Here is a 19,287-nt window from a genome sequence, read left to right as displayed (position 1 = left end):
GCACCGGCACGGACACGGCCGAAGGTCCCGTCCTCACGAAAGCACAACCTTTGTTCCTGCAGCTCAATGGCGCTTGCAGCATTGTCGCACGACTACTGCCGGGGCTAGGTTCTGTGTGGCGGACCGTGTGGGAGCGAGGCGCGATCCACCACACAGAACCTAGTCATCGAGGGCCTACCGGAGGGACACCATGGGCAACCACGGGCACGGACTGCGGCATGCGCTCACCCCACATTCACACGACAGCGCCGACAAGGTCGACGACGCGCTCGAAGCGTCCCGGGAGGGGATGCGGGCGCTCTGGATCTCGCTCGCCGTGCTCGGGGTGACGGCTGCCGCGCAGGCGGCGATCGTCGCCTTCTCCGGCTCGGTGGCGCTGCTCGGCGACACCCTGCACAACGTGGCCGACGCGCTCACCGCCGTGCCGCTGGGCATCGCGTTCTGGATCGGGCGGCGGGCCGCGACCCGGGCGTACACCTACGGGTTCGGCCGGGCCGAGGATCTCGCCGGGGTGTTCATCGTGCTGGTGATCGCCGGGTCGGCGGTGGCGGCCGGCTGGTTCGCGGTGGACCGGCTGCTGGACCCCCGGACCATGACCCATCTGCCGTGGGTGTTCGCCGCCGGGCTGGTCGGGTTCGCCGGCAACGAACTGGTGGCCCGCTACCGGATCACGGTGGGCCGGCGGATCGGGTCGGCGGCGCTGGTCGCCGACGGGCTGCACGCCCGGACCGACGGATTCACCTCGCTGGCCGTGGTGCTGGCCGCCGGTGGGGCCTGGCTGGGCTGGGGCTGGGCCGACCCGGTGGTCGGGCTGGCGATCACGGTGGCGATCGCCTTCGTGCTGAAGGACGCGGCCCGCGAGGTCTACCACCGGCTGATGGACCGGGTCGATCCGGAGCTGGTCGACCGGGCCGAGGCGGCGTTGCGGGCGGTGCCCGGTGTGCGGGACGTGCCGGTGCTGCGGCTGCGCTGGATCGGGCACCGGCTGCACGCCGAAGCCGGGATCGTCGTCGACTCCGGGCTGAGCCTGGTGGCCGCGCACGAGATCGCCGCCGACGCCGAGCATCGGCTCGGCCACGGGGTGCCCCGGCTGTCCGGTGCGATCGTGCACGTCGACCCGGCCGGCCACCCCGGCGATTCGTGTCACGGCGAGCTGTCCCATCACCGGCGTCACCGGCTGGATAAAGTGGAGGCGTGACTGCGTACCCGTACCGGATGCGACGGTCCCTCCTGCTCCTGGTCCTGATGCTCGCGGCCGTCGTGGTGATGGTTCCCCACCAGCACCACGACGTGCCGGCCGCACTGTCGGTGTGCGCGGAGCACGACACGTTCCCCGCCCACGAGCAGCGCGACGACTCCCCGGTCGCCGCGCGCGGGCGTCTCCCCGGCCCGGACACCACGGCCGTCACCGCCACCACCGTCGTCATCGCGGCGATCATCACGGCACGGCACACCGGCACCTCCGTCGATCTGAGTCTTCTGGGCGTGTTGCGGGTATAGGAGCGCGGCTCCGCCTCCCCCACCTCCCCGCGGACCAGAGAGACGAGACACGTGCACCCACAACCGAATCGCCGGACCACCCACGCCTACGGATCCCCCAAATACCTGCTGGTGTACGACCGGTGGGGCACCGCCGGACGCCCGGTGGTGCTGCTGCACGGCCTGCAGTACGACCGGACCATGTGGTGGCCGGTCGCCGCCGACCTGGCCGACGCGTGCACCGCCATCGCCGTGGACCTGCCCGGTCACGGGGACTCGGCGCCCCGCGACGACTACTGCACCGACCGGCTCACCCACGACCTGGCGATGCTGATCAGCCGGCTCGACCTGCGGCGGGCGCCGATCCTGGTCGGGCACGGCGAGGCGGCCCGGGTGGCGGAGCGGTTCGCCGAGAAGTACGCCACCCACGCGGTGATCGCGGTGGCCGGCGCCCGGCTGGACGAGGTGCCGGAGGCGTACCGGCAGTTCGCGGTGGCCCGGCCGGATCCGGAGCTGGCCGGGGCGTACCGGCAGCGGCTGCCCCGGCAGACGACGACACCCGGGCAGGTGGATCTGGGCGACTGTTTCCCGCACCTGCGCGACCCGGCGGCGTTCGCGACCCTGCTCAAAAGCGTGCGATGAGAACGGCCTCGCTCAGAAGCGCGCGGTGAGGGCGGCCCCGCTCAGAAGCGCGCGGTGAGGCCGGCCCTCCTCAGAAGCGCGTGGTGAGGGCGGACCGGACCGCGTTCAGCAGTTCGGCACGGGTGAACGGCTTCTCGATCAGGGCGATGTCCGGGTCGAGAACGCCGTGGGTGCTGGACAGGACACCGGCCGCGTACCCGGACATGTAGAGCACCCGGGTCAGCGGCCGGTACCGCACCACCTTCTCGGCCAGCGCGGTACCCAGCATGGTCGGCATCACCACATCGGTGAGCAGCAGGTGGATCTGCCCGGGATGGTCCTCGGCGATCCGGACGGCGGCGGTCACGTCGGCCGGCGCCAGCACCTGGTAACCGCTGCTGACCAGCATCCGCTCGCACACCAGGCGCAGCGACGGCTCGTCCTCGACGAGCAGCACCGTCTCCCCGGCGCCGTTGAACGCCTCAACCGGCGCGGACCGGGCGCCGACCTCGGTGGGCCGGCGGTCGGTGACCGGCAGCAGCACCGACACGGTGGTGCCGGAGCCCTCCTCGGAGTCGATCCGGACCCCGCCGCCGGCGCCGGTGATGATGCCGTACACCATGGCCAGGCCGAGACCCGTACCTTTGCCGGTGGGTTTGGTGGTGAAGAACGGCTCGAAGATCCGGTCGATGATGTCCGGGGGCATGCCGGTGCCGGTGTCGGTGACCCGCAGCCGCACGTACTCACCGGGCGGGATCGGCGGCCCCTGCACCTCGAAGTCGTCTCCGACCACCACACCGCCGGTCTCGATGGTGAGGGTTCCGCCGCCGGGCATCGCGTCCCGCCCGTTGACCGCCAGGTTGACCAGCACCTGTTCCAGGTGGCTGGGGTCGGCCTGAACCGGCCCGCAACCGCCGTCGTGCACCACCCGCAGCGTGATGTGCTCGCCGATCAGCCGCCGCAGCATCTCCTCCACGTTCTGCACCACCGTGCCCAGGTGCACCACCTGCGGACGGGTCACCTCCTTGCGGGCGAACGCCAGCATCTGCCGGGTGAGGTCGCTGCCCCGGCGGGAGGCCCGCAGGATCTGCTCGGTGTCGCGGTGCACCTCGGCCCACGCCTCACCGCAGTCGCACGGGCTCGCCGTCCGGTCGCCGGCGTTCTCGGCGATGAACGCCGCGTAGTTGCTGATCACCGCGAGCAGGTTGTTGAAGTCATGGGCGACCCCGCCGGCCAGCTGCCCGAGACTCTCGATCCGCTGGGTGCGCTGCAACTGGTCCTGCAGCCGGGCCCGGTCCGCCTCCTGCCGCAGCCGGGCCCGCTCGGCCTCGGCCTCCAAGCGGTCGCTGATGTCGCGGACGGCGGCGGACACGAACAGGCCGGTGTCAGTCTGCAGGCCGCTGAGGCTGATCTCGGCCGGGAAGACCGTGCCGTCCTTGCGGCGGGCCCGCAGCGGCTGGCCGCTGCCCATCGCCCGGTGCACCGGGTCGCCGGTGTACCGGTTGCGCAGCGCCCGGTGCCCGCCGCGGATGTCGTCCGGCACCAGACACTCGATCAGCCTGCCGATCAGTTCCTCGCGGTCGTACCCGAAGAGCCGTTCGGCCTGCGCGTTGACGAAGACGATCCGCCCGGACGCGTCCGAGCCGACCATGGCGTCGGGTGCCGCGTCCAACAGCTGTTCGAAGACGGTGGACGGGATCACGATTCTTCGTACCGCAGGTCAGCGGCTCCCGGACGGGTTGCACCTGGATTGCACCCGATCACCCGGTCGGATCACGCGGTGGGACGGCCAGACCCGTCGCCCGCTCGACGGCGGCGACGGCCCCGGACCGGGGCTCCTGGCCGGTGATCCGGACGTCCGGATCCGGCGACGGGATGCCGCCGCCTCACCGGCCGGTCAGGCGGCGTAGTTCGGTGTCGAGGCTGCTGCTCCAGCGCAGGTCAGCCAGGGATGGTGGGGGGACCACGATCACCGGGCAGGGGGCCAGCCGGATGCAATGCCGGGCGACGCCGGCGCCCAGCCAGCGTCGCCGCCGGCTGCCCAGCACGATCAGGTCGTCATCGTCGTCGACCTGGTCGACGAGTGCCGGGCCGGGCCGGCCGCCGGGTGTGCAGTGCACGAGGGCGATCCGGGCCGGCGCCCGGCCGAACGCGGCGTCCACCGCCTCCTCGATGAGCCGGCCGCTGGCCCGGGCGAGTTCGGCCGCCCAGGGTGGCGCCGGTTTGCGGCCGTGGTCGGCGTCCGGCCAGGTGCGGACCACGGTGATCGCGGTGAGGCCTCGGCGACGGCCCTCGGCGACGGCGTAGCGCAGGGCGGCCAGGCCGGGCAGCGATGTGGACGCCCCTACCACGACCCGGCCGGGGAGAGGGCTGTTCATCCCCTCAGTGGACCGCCGCGGTGATCACCTGACAAGCGTTGTTAACGACTTTGGTACGCCCATTTCAGCCGGCTCGGCACCGGCGGGGCGGGTGGCTGCACCGTGGCGCCGGAGTCCAGCGCGGCCCGCCGGGCGTAGCGCAGAGCCGCCACCAGCCGGTCCACGTCGTGGCTGGCGCCGCCGGGCACCTCGATCTCGACCTCGATGCGGTCGCCGCGCACGACGACCGCATCGGTGCCGCCGGCCGAGACACCGGACTGCGGTGTCCAGGCCAGCCGGTGGATGGTCCACGGGGTCACCGCGGTCACCCCGCCGAGGTTCCAGCGCAGCCGCGGCCGGATGCGGTGCCGCCAGCCGATTTCGAGGCCGCCGAGCGCGCTCACCACAATGGACGCGATCATCACCGGGTCCGGGAGGCCGGGGGCGATCCAGTGGACCGCGGCCGGGACGGTGAAGACGCCGGCCAGCCCGGTGAGCAGCACCTTGCCCCAGGCGCCGGCGGAGACCGGGGAGAACTCGTGGACGATGGTCAGGTCCCGGTCCACCGGGCGAAGATCCTCCTGGCCGGCGGCCGGCTCACCGTCGTCGTCGATCCCGGTGGGCAGACCCCTGGCCCCGTCGTACGCCACCTCCTCCACCTCGTCGACGGGCAGCCGGGGCACGTAGACGTGGCCGTCGAGTTCGACCACGCACCACGATCCGGTCTGGGGGCTGCCGTAGAGGGTGGCCGGCCGGGTGCTGATCCGGGTGTCGCCGGGGTGGTCGTCGAGAGGGCCGTTCTCCGGTCCGTCGAAGTAGTCGACGCAGAACTGGCGGGCGCGCCCGTCCGGGCCGGGGATCAGCACGAACACGTCGTCCTGGTCGGTCTCCATGGCCCGGACCGGACGAAAGGGACGGTCGTGGTCGAAGAGCCGCCGCAGGGCGCGGTGCCGGGTGCCGGCGCGGGCGATGAGGGCCAGCCCGGCGCCGGCTCCGACGGTGAGCGGCAGCAGCAGCCAGGTGATGTCGTAGGGCTCGCTGCGCAGCTGGCGTAACCCGTCGTCGTCGACGAGCAGTTCGACCGGGGTGCCGATCGGGTAGTCGGTGGCGGCCAGCACGTCGATGTCGAGCCGGCCGTCCGGGGTCTGGACGGTCAGGACGGTGTCCTCGTCGCGGTAGCCGTGGACGACGGCGGTGACCGACCGGGCGCCCGCTTCCTGGGCGGTGACCCGCTGCTGCTGGCGCAGGGTGGCGGTGATCCCGGCGAGCGAGACGGCCAGCAGCAGGAGCCCGCCGACCAGGGCACCGGTGCGGACCGGTATCCGCAGCGGGCGCGGCGGCCGGCGCCGGGGCGCGTCGTCGGGTTCGATCCGGTGCCGCAGCCGGGCCACCACGACGGTGGTCACCACCAGCAGGACCGGCAGGGCGGCCCGCCATTCCAGTCCGGCGTCGTCGGCCCGGTCGGCGGCCGCCCACAGTCCCAGGCACGCCACCGCCAGGGCGGCCGCCGCCCACCGGTGCAGGAAGGTGGTCACGGCTACCGCCGCCAGCAGGCCGATGCCGAGCGACGTGACGGGTTCGGCGTCGCAGGGTGCCGCGGTCGAGCAGCGAAGGTCCGGGATGGTGAAGAGGGTCAGCAGGAAGACGAGGACCGCTGCACCGACGACGGCGAGGTCGGCGCGGGGGTGGGGGCGCATCCGATGATCATGCCGCACCCGGTCGCCGGCGTGGGGGCACCCGCCGGTGCCTGATCCAGCCGTCCCAGCCGCGTTCGCGCAGCAGTTCCCGCATCCGTTCGGCGCGCGGATCGCTCTCGTCGGCGAGGGCGTCCAGCAGGTCGAGCGAGGTGTCGTCGTCCTCGGTGGTGTATCCGGCGGCGGACGCCTCCTCGGCCAGTGCGGCCATGATGTCGGCGGCCTCCTCGATCCGCTCGTCGCCGACGTCGTCGATGTCGAGCATCTCGGACAGCAGACGGTAGAGGCGGACCAGCCGGGGGTCCTCCAGCTGCTGGAGCTTCGACGGGATCCAGCCGGCGACCTGGTCCGGCCAGCGGGCCGCCATGATGATCCAGCCGTCCCGCTCGCCTTCCAGGATCCGCTCGGAGGCGCCTATCTCCCGCAACCGGTGGAGATAGGCGACCACCTCCGGCGGGAGCGCCGCCACGTCCCCGGCGGCCAGCCGCGCGATCTGCTCGCGGCTGGTCTGCCGCCGGGCGATCTCGTCGGCCAGCCGGTCGTCGATGCGCTGGATCGCCGTGGCGAAGGCGTCCGGGCCGGCGTGCAGCAGACCGTCGATCTCGGACAGTGGCACCCCGGCGTCGGCCAGCGTACGGATCTTGAGGAGGGCGACGACGGCGGTGGCGCCGTACCGCCGGTAGCCGGAGGCGTCCCGCTCCGGCTCCGGCAGCAGGCCGACCTGATGGTAGTGCCGCACCGTCCGCACCGTGACGCCGGTGTAGGAGGCCAGTTGCCCGATCGTCAGCATTACTGGATTCTGCGCCGGTACGTCACGGTGGCGAAGACGTAGGCGACCACCATGATGACCGCGCACCAGCCCAGTGCCGGCCAGATGCCGTCGCCGGCCGGGCGCCCGGCGAACAGGTCGCGCACGGTGTCGACGATCGCGGTCGCCGGCTGGTTCTCGGCGAACGCCCGGACCGGGCCGGGCATCGTCGCGGTCGGCACGAACGCCGAGCTGACGAACGGCAGGAAGATGATCGGGTAGGCGAACGCGCTCGCCCCGTCGACCGTCTTGGCGGTCAGCCCGGGGACCACCGCGACCCAGGTCAGCGCCAGGGTGAACAGGATCAGGATGCCGGCCACCGCCAGCCACTCGGGCACCCCGGCCCCGGTGCGGAACCCGAGCAGCAGCGCCACCAGGATCACCACCACCAGCGAGATCAGGTTGGCCACCACCGAGGTCAGCACGTGTGCCCAGAGCACCGCGGACCGGGCGATCGGCATCGACTGGAAACGCTCGAAGATGCCACCTTGAAGATCCTGGAAGAGCCGGTACGCGGTGTACGTGATCCCCGACGCGATCGTGATCAGCAGGATTCCGGGCAGCAGGTAGTCGACGTAGTCGCCGGTGCCGGCCCCGGTCTCGATCGCCCCGCCGAACACGAAGACGAACAGCAGCATCATCGCGATCGGCATGACGGCGGTGGTGATGATGGTGTCGGGGCTGCGCGCGATGTGCTTCAGCGAGCGGCCCAGCAGGATGATGGTGTCGGTCACTTCGTCCCCCGGACGACGGCGAGGAAGATCTCCTCGAGGGTGGGCTGTTTCTCCACGTATTCGACGGTGGCCGCGGGCAGCAGCCTGGTCAGTTCGGCGAGGGTTCCGTCGACGATGATCCGGCCCTCGTGCAGGATCGCGATCCGGTCGGCGAGGTGTTCCGCCTCGTTGAGGTACTGGGTGGTCAGCAGCACGGTGGTGCCGCCCCGGGCGAGTTCCTGGACGGCGTCCCACACCTCGATCCGGCCCTCCGGGTCCAGCCCGGTGGTCGGCTCGTCGAGGAAGATCACCGGCGGGTTCCCGGCCAGGCTCATCGCGATGTCCAGCCGCCGCCGCATGCCGCCCGAGTAGGTGCCGGCCCGCCGTCCGCCCGCCTCGGTCAGCGAGAGCCGCCGCAGCAGTTCGTCGGCGATCTCGCCGGGCCGCGGGAGACGCCGGAGCCGGGCCACCATGATCAGGTTCTCCCGGCCGGTGAGTATCTCGTCGACCGCCGCGAACTGCCCGGTCAGGCTGATCGAACGGCGTACCCCGGCGGCTTCCCGCAGCACGTCGAACCCGTTGACCGTCACCTCGCCGGCGTCGGCCCGCAGCAGCGTCGACATGATCCGGACCAGGGTGGTCTTGCCGGCCCCGTTGGACCCGAGCAGGGCGACGATGCTGCCCCGCTCCACCGCGAGATCAACCCCACGGAGAACTTCGAGATCCTTGAACGATTTATGTACGCCTACCACACGTATCGCCTGCTCGGCCCGCACTGAGGTACTCATGCCGGCCATCATGGAGCCCTGACGCAGCGTCAGGGTCAAGCCCCGATCCGCAGCCGTTAACGCGTTATTGACGCCCATTAACGCTCTTTTGACGCCCGGGCACGGGCGGTCGCCGGGTGTCCGGTGCCAGGCTTCCGGGGTGACCACCATGAGCGACTGGATGCTGCGCGGACAGGAACAGTCCGGCGAGAAACCGCACAGCTGGTGGAAGGTCATGTGCCTGACCGGTGTCGACTACTTCTCCACACTCGGCTACCAGCCCGGTATCGCCGCGCTCGCCGCCGGGGTGCTGTCCCCGCTGGCCACCCTGGTCCTCATCCTGGTCACCCTGCTCGGGGCGCTGCCGGTGTACCGCCGGGTGGCCGCGGACAGCCCGAACGGCGAGGGCTCGATCGCGATGCTGGTGAAGTTGCTGTCGTTCTGGAAGGGCAAGCTGTTCGTCCTGGTCCTGCTCGGGTTCGCGGCCACCGACTTCGTCATCACGATCACCCTGTCGGCGGCCGACGCGACCGCGCACATCGACGAGAACCCGTACTGGCCGGACACCTGGCACGGGCAGGAGGTGCTTGTCACGCTGCTGTTGATCGCGGCGCTCGGCGCGGTCTTCCTGAAGGGTTTCACCGAGGCCATCGGCATCGCGGTGGTTCTGGTCGGTGTCTACCTCGGACTGAACGTGATCGTGCTCGGCGACGCGCTGTGGCAGGTGTTCACCCATCCGACCGTGGTCACCGACTGGACCACCGCGCTGACCACCTCGCACGGCAGCCCACTCGCCATGGTCGGCATCGCCCTGCTGGTCTTCCCGAAACTGGCGCTCGGCCTGTCCGGCTTCGAGACCGGGGTGGCGGTGATGCCGCACATCAAGGGCGACCTGCGAGAACGCGTCCGGGGCGGGAAGCGGCTGCTCACCACCGCCGCGGTGATCATGAGCGTGTTCCTGCTGACCAGCAGTGTCGCCACCACCGTGCTGATCCCGGCCGAGGAGTTCCAGCCCGGCGGCGAGGCCAACGGGCGGGCGCTGGCCTACCTGGCGCACCGGAATCTCGGCACCGTGTTCGGCAGCGTCTACGACATCGCCACCATCGCCATCCTCTGGTTCGCCGGGGCGTCCGCGATGGCCGGGCTGCTCAACCTGGTGCCCCGCTATCTCCCGAAGTTCGGCATGGCACCCGCCTGGGCCCGAGCCGTACGGCCGCTGGTCCTGGTCTTCACCGGCACCGCCTTCCTGATCACCTGGATCTTCGACGCGGATGTGGACGCGCAGGGTGGGGCGTACGCGACCGGGGTCCTGGTCTTGATCACCTCGGCCGCGGTGGCGGTGACCCTCTCCGCCCACCGCACCGGGCAACGTGCCCGCACCTGGGGTTTCGGCGCGATCACCGCGGTCTTCGTCTACACCACGATCGTCAACATCGTGGAACGCCCGGACGGGGTGAAGATCGCCGCCTGTTTCATCGCCGCGATCATCGTGGTGTCGCTGCTGTCCCGGATCTTCCGGGCGTTCGAGTTGCGGGTCGCCCGGATCGACGCCGACCCGGTGGCCCGCGGCTGGCTGGAGGAGATCGGCAACCGGCAGATCCGGCTGATCGCCAACGAGCCGGAGGCCCGCGACACCCGGGAGTACTCCGACAAGCTCGCCCAGATCATCGCGGACAACGACATGACCGATCAACGCGACGTGTTGTTCGTCGAGGTCACCGTCCGCGACGCCTCCGACTTCGAAACCGACCTGCTGGTACGCGGGGAGCTGCTCCACCACCGGTACCGCGTCCTGACGCTGGAGAGTTCGTCGGTGCCGAGCGCCCTCGCCGCCCTGACCCTGTGGATCCGGGACACCACCCACCGGCGGCCGCACATCTACTTCGAGTGGACCGAGGGCAGCCCGGTCGCCAACTTCGCCCGCTACCTGATCTTCGGGCAGGGTGAGGTGGCCCCGGTGACCCGCGAGATGATCCGCCAGGCCGAACCCGACCGGCGCCGGCGCCCGCACGTGCACGTCGGCTGAAGCCGTCATGAAACCACGGTGATCCCGGCGCCGGGCACCGTCTCCGGCATGACAACCGACTCCGTCACGGGGACCGGGCTGCGCCGGTCGTACGGCGAACAGACGGTGCTCGACGGCATCGATCTGCGGGTCGCCGAAGGCACCGTGTCCGCCCTGCTCGGCCCGAACGCCGCCGGCAAGACCACCATGGTCCGGATCCTGTCCACAGTGATCGACGCGGACTCCGGCGAGATCGGCGTCGGCGGCCACGACGTGGCAGCCGAACCCGACCGGGTCCGCAAGCTGATCGGGATGCGCCGCCGCCTCGACCTGGCGATGAGCCGTTCTGGACATCCGCTCCCCCACCTCCTGGACGGTGTCGGGATGCGCAGCCGCCTCGACCTGGCGATGAGCCTGATCGGCGACCCGCGGGTGATCTTCCTGGACGAGCCGACCACCGGCCTCGACCCGGGCGGCCGCCGCGACATGTGGCAGCTGGTCCGCGACCTGGCCGCCGACCGGGTCACCGTCCTCCTGACCACCCGGTACCTGGAGGAGGCCGACCGGATCGCCCTGCTCGGCCGAGCACCGCTCGCGCCCGGGTGACCAGGATCCGCAGGGCTTTGCGCGGGTTCTCCGGCTGGGCGGCGCCGGTTCAGATCCCGTCGATGAGCCGCCCGGTGCCGCATCCGGCGTGTGGATCGGCGGCGAGCGGCGCGATCAGGCCCTGGAGCCGTGCGCCGGGAATGTCGCGCCCCCGGCAGGCCACCCGGGACAGCAGGACGAGGCCGGGGGTCACCGGCTCAGCGTATCGACGCCCGCTGGCACCGGTTTTGGTTCCTTCGCGGATGATCCGGCGGGAAACTACCCTGGACGGCATGACCGCGATGGCGCCCACCCGCACCGAGACCGACCTGTCGTTCCTGCTGGACCACACCAGCCATGTGCTGCGGACCCGGATCGCGGCGGCGCTGGCCGAGATCGGGCTGACCGCGCGGATGCACTGCGTGCTGGTGCACGCGCTGGCGGAGGAGCGGACCCAGATTCAGCTGGCCGAGCTGGGCGACATGGACAAGACGACCATGGTGGTCACCGTGGACGCCTTGGAGAAGGCCGCTTTTGCGGTACGCCGTCCGTCCAGCACCGATCGGCGCGCCCGGATCATCGCGGTGACCGAGTCGGGGGCGGAGATCGCCCGGCGCAGTCAGGAGATCGTCGACCGGGTGCACCGGGAGGCGCTGGGTTCGCTTTCGGCGGAGCAGGGTGCGGTGCTCGTGCAGGCGCTGAACGCCCTGGCCACCGGCCACCTGGCCGCGCCGGTGGAGGGTGACCGGCCGGCCCGCCGGGCCCGGGAGCGCGCCAAGTAGTTCCGACAAGGATCGTCTACAACAAAACTATCTGCTACGTTCCTTCCTGCGACCCAGGGAGGAACCATGCCACGCCTGCTCGCCCTCGCGGTGCTGTCCACCGCCGGGCTGATGACCATCCTCGACGGCAGCATCGTCACCGTGGCGATGCCCGCGATCCAGCACGATCTGGGCTTCACCGCGGCCGAACTGAGCTGGACGGTGAACGCGTACCTGATCCCCTTCGGCGGTCTTCTCCTGCTCGCCGGGAGGCTCGGCGACCTGGTCGGCAGACGCGCCCTGTTCCTCACCGGGAACGCCGTCTTCACCGCCGCCTCACTGCTCGCCGGACTGGCCGGCAGCCCGGCCACCCTGATCGCCGCCCGCTTCCTCCAAGGCGTCGGCAGCGCGCTGGCCTCGGCGGTCGTCCTCGGCATCCTCGTCACGATCTACACCGAACCGGGCGAACGGGCCCGGGCCATCGGGATCTTCAGCTTCACCGGCGCCGCCGGCGCGTCCCTCGGCCAGGTCCTCGGCGGGGTGCTCACCGACACCCTGAGCTGGCCGTGGATCTTCTTCATCAACGTGCCGATCGGCGCCGCCACGGTGGCGCTCGCGCTGGTGGCACTCCCCCGCGACCGGGGCGCCGGACTGTCCGCCGGCGCCGACGTGCTCGGCGCCCTGCTGGTCACCGCGGGTCTGATGCTGGGCATCTACACGATCGTCACCGAGTCCGGCGGCCCCCTGCTCGGCGGCGTGTCGGTGCTGCTGCTGGCGCTCTTCGCCGTCCGCCAGGCGACCGCCACCGCACCGCTGATGCCGCCGCGGATCCTGCGGTCGCGCAACGTCTCCGGCGCCAACCTGGCCCAGATGCTGACCGTCGCCGGGATGTTCGGCTTCCAGGTGATGGTGGCGCTGTACATGCAGCGGGTGCTCGGGTACGGCGCCCTGGAGACCGGCCTGGCGATGCTCCCGGCCGCGGTCGGCATCGGCGTCGTCTCGCTGTTGCTGTCGGCGCCGCTCACCGAACGGTTCGGCGCCCGGCTGATCCTGCCGGCCGGGCTGGCGATGCTGGCCGCCGCGATGGTGTGGCTGGCCCGGATCCCGGTACGGGCCGACTACCTCACCGATCTACTGCCGTCGATGCTGCTGATCTCCGGGGCCGGACTGGTGCTGCCCGCTTTGGCGAACCTGGGCATGTCCGGCGCCTCAGACCGGGACGCCGGCCTGGCCTCCGGCCTGTTCAACACCACCCAGCAGGTGGGCATGGCGATCGGCGTCGCGGTGCTGGCCACCCTGGCCGCCACCCGCGCCGACGGTCTGCTGGCGCTCGGCGAGCCCGTCGAGGTAGCCCTGACCGGCGGCTACCGCCTGGCCTTCACCGCGTCGGCCGCCCTGCTGGCCACGGCGTTCGTGATCGCCGTCGTGGTCCCGCGCAAGCCGGCCCCCGTCCCACACTGACCCCGTGTGCCGCGTCGCGGCGCGATCCGCACCGCACTGCGGCACACAGGAAACCGACAACCCCAACGTGCCGCACAACGGGCCGAAACACGCCACAACGCGGCACATGGAAAACCGACGACCCCAACGTGCCGCACAACGGCCCGATTCGCGCCACAGCGCGGCACACGGGAAACCGACGATCTCAGCGTGTCGCATAACGGCCTGGAACGCGCCGCAACGCGGCACGCGGGGCACGGGTGCCCCTGATGTGTGCCGCGTTGCGGTGTGGATCGCGCCGTTGTGCGGCACGCGTCACGGGGTGGGGAACTCCTCGACGTCCTTGCCCTCCATGTAGTCGGCGAGGGTTTCGTAGACCGCCGGGTTCACGATGCCGTGCGACATCCGGTCGGTGTGGCCGGCCCAGTCCGGGTTGGCCAGGTAGCCGGCCACCACCAGCGACCGGGTGCCGGCCACCAGCGCGGCGGTCTTGTCGTTGTCGGTGGTGCCGGTCTTGCCGAAGACCGGATGCCCGACCACGTCGCGCACCTGCGGCGCGGTCGATCCGCCGCAGGAGCCGAGCTGGGCGCGGTCACCGACCGGGCAGCGGGCCGCGTCGAGGGCCTTGCGCGCCACGTCCTTGCTGGTGGCCTGCACGCAGTCAGACTTGCCGGTATCGATCTTGGTGCCGTCCGCGGTGGTGATCTGCTGGATCGGGGTGGGCGCGCAGTACTTGCCGTCGGCGGCCAGCGTCGCGTACGCGCTGGCGATGTCGAGCGGCGTGGACGCCGAGACCCCGAGCGAGAAGGCGCCCCACTCGTGCGCGGAGTCCTTGTCGTTCGCCCGGCGGGCGTCCTCGGACGAGCGGAAGTGGATGCCGAACCGCTTGGCCACGTCGACCACCTTCTCGGCGCCGACGCGTTCCTGCAGCGGGATGAAGTACGTGTTGACCGAACGCCCGAACCCGGTCCACATGTTGAAGCTGCCGGCCTCGCTGGCCGAGGCGTTGCTCGGGCAGTAGTAGCCGTCGCACGACTCCGAGGACGAGTCGAGGTACTGGGATTTGTACTTGTTGGGCGAGTTGATCGTGGTGTCCAGGCCCATGCCGGCTTCCAGCGCGGCGACCATGGTGAACATCTTGAACACCGAGCCCGCTTGGTACCCGGGGACGCCGGTGCTGCCGGTGATGATCGGGTTCGTGGTGTTCGGGAAGGTGCCGCGGATGCCCTCGGCGGCCTGCGCCGGGTTGGAGGACAGCTTGTTCTGCGGATCGTCGGCGTTATCGATCTTGAACTTGCGGTTCGTGGCGAGCGCCCGGACCGCCCCGGTGTTCGGCTCGACGGCGGCCAGCATCAGCGCGTTCGGGTTGCTGTCGCTCTGCCGCGAGGTGACCTCCTTGCGGGCGTCCGACTGGGCCTTGACGTCCAGAGTGGTGACGATCCGATAGCCACCCTCCTTGAGGAGCCTCTCCCGGTCGTACGACGTCGCTCCGAAGTCGTCCTGGCTCAGCCACCACCGGTAGAAGTAGTCGCAGAAGAAACCCCAGTGGTTCTTCGACACCGAGGCGCAGCCGCTGGTCGGGCGCTCGGTGGTCCGCTTGACCTTGGTCTTCTCCGCGGTCGCCGCCTCGTCCTCGGTGATCATGCCGAGGTCCCGCATGTTGCCGATGATGTAGTCGCGCCGGTCCAGCGCCTGCGGGTAGCCGCTCTCGGTGGTCGGGTCGAACGCGGTCGGCGCCTTGACCATGCCGGCCAGCAGCGCCGACTCGGCCACGGTCAGATCGGCCGGGCGCTTGCCGAAATAGACCTGGCTGGCCGCGTTGATGCCGTAGGCGCCGTTGCCGAACGGCGCCATGTTCAGGTAGCGCTCCAGGATCTGCTGCTTGGTCAGGTCCTTCTCGACCTGCACCGCATACTTCATCTCGGACACCTTGCGCTCCACGGTGTCCTTGGTGGCGTCCACCACCTCCTGCGGATCGGTCGCGTTGTAGGCGAGGGCCATCCGCACGTACTGCATGGTCAGGGTGGACGCGCCCTGCTTGCCGCCGCCCTGGTTGTTGTTGACGAACGCGCGGGCGACACCTTTCAGGTCGACGCCGTTGTGCTCGAAGAACTTGTGGTCCTCGGCGGCCACGATCGCGTCCTGCATGTTCTGCGAGATCTTCGCCAGTGGCACGTCACTGCGGAACTCGTCGTACATGATGGCGATCTGGGTCTTGCCGTCGGACGCGAAGATCCGGGACACCTGTGGCGACGACTGCGCGGTCAGCTCGGACGGCATCTCGCCCAGCTCCTCGGCACCGGCCTTGGCGGCCAGCCCGGCGATCGCCACCGCGGGAAACGCGGCGGCGGCAACCGTCAGAGCGGCGAAGAGACCACACATGAGCAGCACCGAAGCGCCCCGCAGGGTGGTGGTCCGAGGTTTTTCGGAGGAGGCCTGGCCGTCAGTCACCCCAGCCAAGCTACCCAGCCGGATCTACGACATGCAGCGATAGCGAAATCCGTCACATCCGGTCACTCTCTCACCTCCTGGCGGCACGCCGCGGCCACCGCCCCGGGGGGAGGGGCGGTGGCCGCGGAGATCCCGGTCAGCCCCAGATCGAGGCGACCCACTCGGGGTGGTCGATGAACGGGTTGCGGTTGCGCTGGTAACTGGCGTAGATGGTCTGGTTGCGGGCCTTCTCGGTGGCGTCCGGCGGGTCGGCGTTGTGCCAGGCCTTCAGGGTGGAGAGTCTGCCCATGTACGGGACGCTGCCGTTGCCTGTCACGTTGTTGAGTTCCAGGTCGGCGAATCCGTCGTCGCCGGAGTAGCGGACGGCCATGTAGAACAGCATCCGGGCGACGTCGCCCTTGATCGCGGCGCGCGGTTCCCACGAGTCGGAGTCGTAGTAGTTGCCGGAGGCGCCGGACGCCGCGCTGCCGCCGTTGTCGAAGTCGAGGTTGCCGCGCAGGGCGTTGACCGCGACGTCCTCGGGGCGCAGGTGGTGCAGGTCGGTGCCGGGGCCGGCGCCGGTGCCGAAGCCGCCGTGCGACTGCGCCCACACGTGCTCGCGGTTCCAGTTGCCGCTGTCACCGCCGTTGAGGGTCTTGGAGCGGCTGATGTTGGAGTAGAACAGCCGTACGTTGGAGGCGTTGGAGGGGTCCTGGTCGGTGACCTTCAGGGCGTTCCAGACCGCGTCGTACGACAGCCGGGTCACGCCGGTGGAGGTGATCGTGTGCAGCGCCGATTTCAGGCTGGCGCCGGTCTTGCCGGCGGCGTTGGCGTAGTAGGAGCCGGTGGTGACGGTCGGGGTGGGTGAGCCCGTCGACGCGGTGCCGAGGGTCATCGCGGTCGGTGACTTGAGCCCGGCGTGCGGCGTGAAGTACGGGGTGAGCGTCCCGGTCACGGTCAGCTGCCGGCCGATCAGGGACGGGTTGCCGAGCAGCCCGAACGACGACCGGTAGGCGCTGGTGATCTGCACGTACAGCATGCTGCCGGTGCTGGTGGTGGCCGCGCTGTCGGCAATGGCGAGGGCGGTGTCGCCGGTGAATCCGCTGAATCTGACGGTGCCCGCCGCGGTCGGCTCGCCGACGATGTAGCCGGTGACCTGGCCGCTCGCCCCGTTCTGGCTGCTGATCGCCTGGGCCACCGTGAGGGCGGCGGCGGAGGCCGCGGTGGGGGTGGTGAGGACGGCGACGAGTCCGGCGAGCAGGCCGGCGAGCGCGGGGATGGTCAGCGCGACGGCGCGCCGATGACGTCGGGTGGGACCGGGCATGGGTGGCTCCGTTCGCCTGCCTGTATAGACAGGTTTCAGTGTGGGCCACCCGGTCCCCGGAGGGTCATACCACTTAGGTCATAAGCGCGGCGACCAGGTCGGCGACCGGCCCCATCAGGTCGTCGGCACCGGCCGTGGCCAGCGGTTCCAGCCCGGTGATGTCGCGCATCATGACGATGCCGACGATGGCGGCCAGCAGCATCTGGGCGCGCAGCAGATCGTCCTCGCCGGTGACCGCCCGCCCGGCGCTGACCGCCATCTTCTCGCTCATCGTCCGCAGGAACGAGCCGCGCATCTCGTCGATGCGCTCGTCGCCGGAGCTGCGGATGAGCAGCAGCAGCCCGGTGCGCATCCGGTCGTCGGCGGCCGGGGCGCCGAGCCGCCGGGCCAGCCGGGTCGCGAAGTCCTCGTCGGTCCGCACCTCGGCGCCCTGGCGTACGTCGGTGAACGCCCCGTTCAGGCAGGCCTCGAAGAGGCCTTCCTTGGAGTTGAAGTAGCGGCTGATCAGGGCGACGTTGACGCCGGCCTGGTCGGCGATGTCGCGCACGGTGGTGGCCGCGTAGCCGTCGTGGGCGAACCGCTGCCGGGCCACGTCGATCAGATCCTGCCGGGTCTGCGCGGCGTCCCGGCGCCGCTTGGGCGTTGTCACGTCAGCATCCTCCCGTACCGCATGAGCCGTCACCCGATCCGGTGTGACGTAAACAACCGTTTACTTGCCGGGGCGGGCGACCATAATAAGTCAGCAAGCGTTTACTTCGACCCGAGGACGACATGACCGCGACAACCACTGACAAGCCCCGGGGCGGCGGCCTGCTCGTGCTCTACCTGGCACTGGGCGGCCTGGCGTTCGCGGTGCTGCAGTCCCTGGTCTCCCCCGCGCTGGCCACCATCGGCCACGAGCTGAACGTGTCGACGAGCGACGTCAGCTGGATCGTCACCGCGTACCTGCTGTCCGCCTCGGTGATGACACCGATCCTCGGCCGGCTCGGCGACATGGTCGGCAAGCGCCGGATGCTGATCATCGTGCTCAGCATCCTGGCCGCCGGCGCGATCGTCTCCGCGCTGGCCACCAACCTGACCGTGCTGATCATCGGCCGGATCCTGCAGGGCGCCGGCGGTGCGATGATGCCGCTGTCGATCGGCATGATCCGCGACGAGCTGCCCCGCGAGCGGGTGGCCACCACGGTCGGCCTGGTCTCGGCGATCTTCGGCATCGGCGCCGGCATCGGCATCGTGGCGGCCGGCCCGATCGTGGAGAACCTGTCCTGGCACTGGCTGTTCTGGCTGCCGCTGATGCTGGTGGTGATCGCCCTGTTCGGCGCGATCTTCGGGATGAAGGAGTCGCCGGTCCGCACCCCCGGCAAGCTGGACGTGGTCGGCGCGACGATCCTGTCGGTCTCCCTGGTCGCCCTGCTGATGGCGATCAGCAAGGGCCAGGCCTGGGGCTGGACCGCTCCGGAGACGATCGGCCTGATCGCCCTCGGAGTCGTCGGACTGGTCGTGTTCGTCCTGGTCGAGCTGCGGGTCAAGGAGCCGCTGATCGACATGCGGCTGATGCGGATCCGCGGCGTGTGGGCCACCGATCTGGTGGCGCTGATTCTCGGCTTCGCCATGTTCGGCACGTTCCTGCTGGTCCCGACACTGCTTCAACTTCCCGAGGCGACCGGGTACGGGTTCGGCAAGACGGTCTCCCAGGCCGGCCTGTTCCTGCTGCCCACCGTGGTCATGATGGTGCTGTTCGGCCCGCTCTCCGGCATGCTGAACCGCAGGTTCGGCCCGAAGCTGCCGATGTTCCTCGGCGCCGTCCTGGTGGTGGCCGCGTTCGCCCTGCCGGCCATCGGGCACGGCGCGATGTGGCAGGTCCTGGCGTCCGGCGTGCTGACCGGCGCGGGCATCGGCTTCGCGTTCGCCGCGATGTCCAACGCCATCATCGAGGCCGTCCCGCCGGCCCAGACCGGTGAGGCGACGAGCGTCAACGCGATCGCCCGGACCATCGGCAGCAGCATCGGCACGGCCGTGGTGGCCGCGGTGATCACCTCCAACACCACACCGCAGGGCCTGCCCACCGACGACGCCTTCACCTACGGCTTCTGGGTGTGCGCCGGGGTGGCCGTGCTGGCGGTGCTGGCCGCGCTGGCCCTGCCGTCCGCGCACAAACGGCACGAGCAGGCGGTCGCGGCCGGGGTCACCGACGTGCCGGAGGAGCCGGAGGAGATCCACCTGCTGCACCGCGCGAACGCCTGATCCACCGCATGTGATCCACAATGCACCCGGGGTCGTGACCATCATGGTCACGGCCCCGT

The 19,287-nt window shown here is 70.7% G+C and carries 18 protein-coding genes; 8 read left to right on the top strand and 10 right to left on the bottom strand.

Translation table 11 applies throughout. From position 1 onward, the window contains the following. The first annotated feature begins 190 nt into the window (after positions 1 to 190). Genes ACQ0O7_RS12045 through ACQ0O7_RS12035 form a run of 3 tightly spaced genes read left to right on the top strand, consistent with a single transcriptional unit; the run spans position 191 to position 2,121 of the window. Positions 191 to 1,198, top strand: coding sequence for a cation diffusion facilitator family transporter (locus ACQ0O7_RS12045; RefSeq protein WP_430782082.1), 1,008 nt, complete (start codon positions 191 to 193; stop codon positions 1,196 to 1,198). Continuing rightward, on the top strand, positions 1,195 to 1,500 hold the full coding sequence (locus tag ACQ0O7_RS12040; RefSeq protein WP_430782081.1) for a hypothetical protein: 306 nt from the start codon (positions 1,195 to 1,197) through the stop codon (positions 1,498 to 1,500). Before ACQ0O7_RS12045 ends, ACQ0O7_RS12040 begins: the two co-directional genes overlap by 4 nt. 51 nt (positions 1,501 to 1,551) lie before the next feature. Beyond that, positions 1,552 to 2,121, top strand: a complete 570-nt coding sequence (locus tag ACQ0O7_RS12035; protein WP_430782080.1) for an alpha/beta fold hydrolase — start codon at positions 1,552 to 1,554, stop codon at positions 2,119 to 2,121. 70 nt (positions 2,122 to 2,191) lie between these two features. Here ACQ0O7_RS12035 and ACQ0O7_RS12030 read toward each other — a convergent pair whose 3' ends face one another. The 6 genes from ACQ0O7_RS12030 to ACQ0O7_RS12005 all read right to left on the bottom strand — a co-directional run bounded on the left by ACQ0O7_RS12030 (position 2,192) and on the right by ACQ0O7_RS12005 (position 8,460). Further along, a complete protein-coding gene (locus ACQ0O7_RS12030; protein WP_430782078.1) occupies positions 2,192 to 3,802 on the bottom strand; it encodes an ATP-binding protein in 1,611 nt (536 codons plus the stop codon). A 184-nt stretch (positions 3,803 to 3,986) separates the two neighbouring features. After that, positions 3,987 to 4,478 carry a universal stress protein gene (locus ACQ0O7_RS12025; protein WP_430782076.1) on the bottom strand — a complete coding sequence of 164 codons (492 nt, stop codon included), beginning with the start codon at positions 4,476 to 4,478 and terminating at the stop codon, positions 3,987 to 3,989. A 41-nt stretch (positions 4,479 to 4,519) separates the two neighbouring features. Then, positions 4,520 to 6,154 (bottom strand): hypothetical protein, encoded by a 1,635-nt coding sequence (locus ACQ0O7_RS12020; RefSeq protein ID WP_430782075.1) that lies wholly within the window; start codon positions 6,152 to 6,154, stop codon positions 4,520 to 4,522. A 7-nt stretch (positions 6,155 to 6,161) separates the two neighbouring features. Beyond that, positions 6,162 to 6,941: a MerR family transcriptional regulator gene (locus tag ACQ0O7_RS12015; protein ID WP_430782074.1), complete on the bottom strand. Its 780-nt coding sequence runs from the start codon at positions 6,939 to 6,941 to the stop codon at positions 6,162 to 6,164. Then, positions 6,941 to 7,693 carry an ABC transporter permease gene (locus tag ACQ0O7_RS12010; RefSeq protein ID WP_430782073.1) on the bottom strand — a complete coding sequence of 251 codons (753 nt, stop codon included), beginning with the start codon at positions 7,691 to 7,693 and terminating at the stop codon, positions 6,941 to 6,943. The genes ACQ0O7_RS12015 and ACQ0O7_RS12010 overlap by 1 nt, the downstream gene beginning before the upstream one ends. After that, a complete protein-coding gene (locus ACQ0O7_RS12005) occupies positions 7,690 to 8,460 on the bottom strand; it encodes an ABC transporter ATP-binding protein (RefSeq protein ID WP_430782072.1) in 771 nt (256 codons plus the stop codon). The genes ACQ0O7_RS12010 and ACQ0O7_RS12005 overlap by 4 nt, the downstream gene beginning before the upstream one ends. A 148-nt stretch (positions 8,461 to 8,608) precedes the next feature. Here ACQ0O7_RS12005 and ACQ0O7_RS12000 point away from each other — a divergent pair, with 148 nt between their 5' ends. Together ACQ0O7_RS12000 and ACQ0O7_RS11995 are read left to right on the top strand one after the other, a co-directional pair. Beyond that, positions 8,609 to 10,465, top strand: coding sequence for an amino acid transporter (locus ACQ0O7_RS12000; RefSeq protein ID WP_430782071.1), 1,857 nt, complete (start codon positions 8,609 to 8,611; stop codon positions 10,463 to 10,465). Between the two features lie 48 nt (positions 10,466 to 10,513). Continuing rightward, positions 10,514 to 11,050 carry an ATP-binding cassette domain-containing protein gene (locus ACQ0O7_RS11995; protein WP_430782069.1) on the top strand — a complete coding sequence of 179 codons (537 nt, stop codon included), beginning with the start codon at positions 10,514 to 10,516 and terminating at the stop codon, positions 11,048 to 11,050. 49 nt (positions 11,051 to 11,099) lie between these two features. Here the strand turns inward: ACQ0O7_RS11995 and ACQ0O7_RS11990 are convergent, their stop codons facing one another. Further along, complete coding sequence (locus ACQ0O7_RS11990) at positions 11,100 to 11,243, bottom strand: hypothetical protein (RefSeq protein ID WP_430782068.1); 144 nt, start codon at positions 11,241 to 11,243, stop codon at positions 11,100 to 11,102. A gap of 79 nt (positions 11,244 to 11,322) precedes the next feature. Between ACQ0O7_RS11990 and ACQ0O7_RS11985 the strand changes: the two genes are divergently transcribed. Both ACQ0O7_RS11985 and ACQ0O7_RS11980 read left to right on the top strand, forming a co-directional pair. Further along, positions 11,323 to 11,811, top strand: coding sequence for a MarR family winged helix-turn-helix transcriptional regulator (locus ACQ0O7_RS11985; RefSeq protein ID WP_430782066.1), 489 nt, complete (start codon positions 11,323 to 11,325; stop codon positions 11,809 to 11,811). A gap of 66 nt (positions 11,812 to 11,877) precedes the next feature. After that, the gene (locus ACQ0O7_RS11980) at positions 11,878 to 13,251 is read left to right on the top strand and encodes an MFS transporter (protein ID WP_430782065.1); all 1,374 of its coding nucleotides are present in this window, start codon (positions 11,878 to 11,880) and stop codon (positions 13,249 to 13,251) included. Between the two features lie 294 nt (positions 13,252 to 13,545). On the opposite strand, the gene ACQ0O7_RS11975 is transcribed toward ACQ0O7_RS11980, so the two are convergent. The 3 genes from ACQ0O7_RS11975 to ACQ0O7_RS11965 form a co-directional block, all read right to left on the bottom strand. Beyond that, entirely contained in the window at positions 13,546 to 15,612 is a 2,067-nt protein-coding gene (locus ACQ0O7_RS11975) for a transglycosylase domain-containing protein (RefSeq protein WP_430782138.1), read from the bottom strand. 205 nt (positions 15,613 to 15,817) lie between these two features. After that, the gene (locus tag ACQ0O7_RS11970; RefSeq protein ID WP_430782064.1) at positions 15,818 to 16,984 is read right to left on the bottom strand and encodes an endonuclease; all 1,167 of its coding nucleotides are present in this window, start codon (positions 16,982 to 16,984) and stop codon (positions 15,818 to 15,820) included. 73 nt (positions 16,985 to 17,057) lie between these two features. Then, positions 17,058 to 17,633 (bottom strand): TetR family transcriptional regulator, encoded by a 576-nt coding sequence (locus ACQ0O7_RS11965; protein ID WP_430782062.1) that lies wholly within the window; start codon positions 17,631 to 17,633, stop codon positions 17,058 to 17,060. 122 nt (positions 17,634 to 17,755) lie between these two features. On the opposite strand from ACQ0O7_RS11965, the gene ACQ0O7_RS11960 reads away from it, so the two are divergent. After that, positions 17,756 to 19,228 carry an MFS transporter gene (locus ACQ0O7_RS11960; protein WP_430782061.1) on the top strand — a complete coding sequence of 491 codons (1,473 nt, stop codon included), beginning with the start codon at positions 17,756 to 17,758 and terminating at the stop codon, positions 19,226 to 19,228. Positions 19,229 to 19,287 lie beyond the last annotated feature (59 nt).

The sequence above is a fragment of the Actinoplanes sp. G11-F43 genome, from assembly GCF_050589265.1.
Taxonomy (GTDB): domain Bacteria; phylum Actinomycetota; class Actinomycetes; order Mycobacteriales; family Micromonosporaceae; genus Actinoplanes.
Note: the sequence above shows the minus strand (reverse complement) of the source record. Positions and strands in the feature narration are given on the sequence as shown.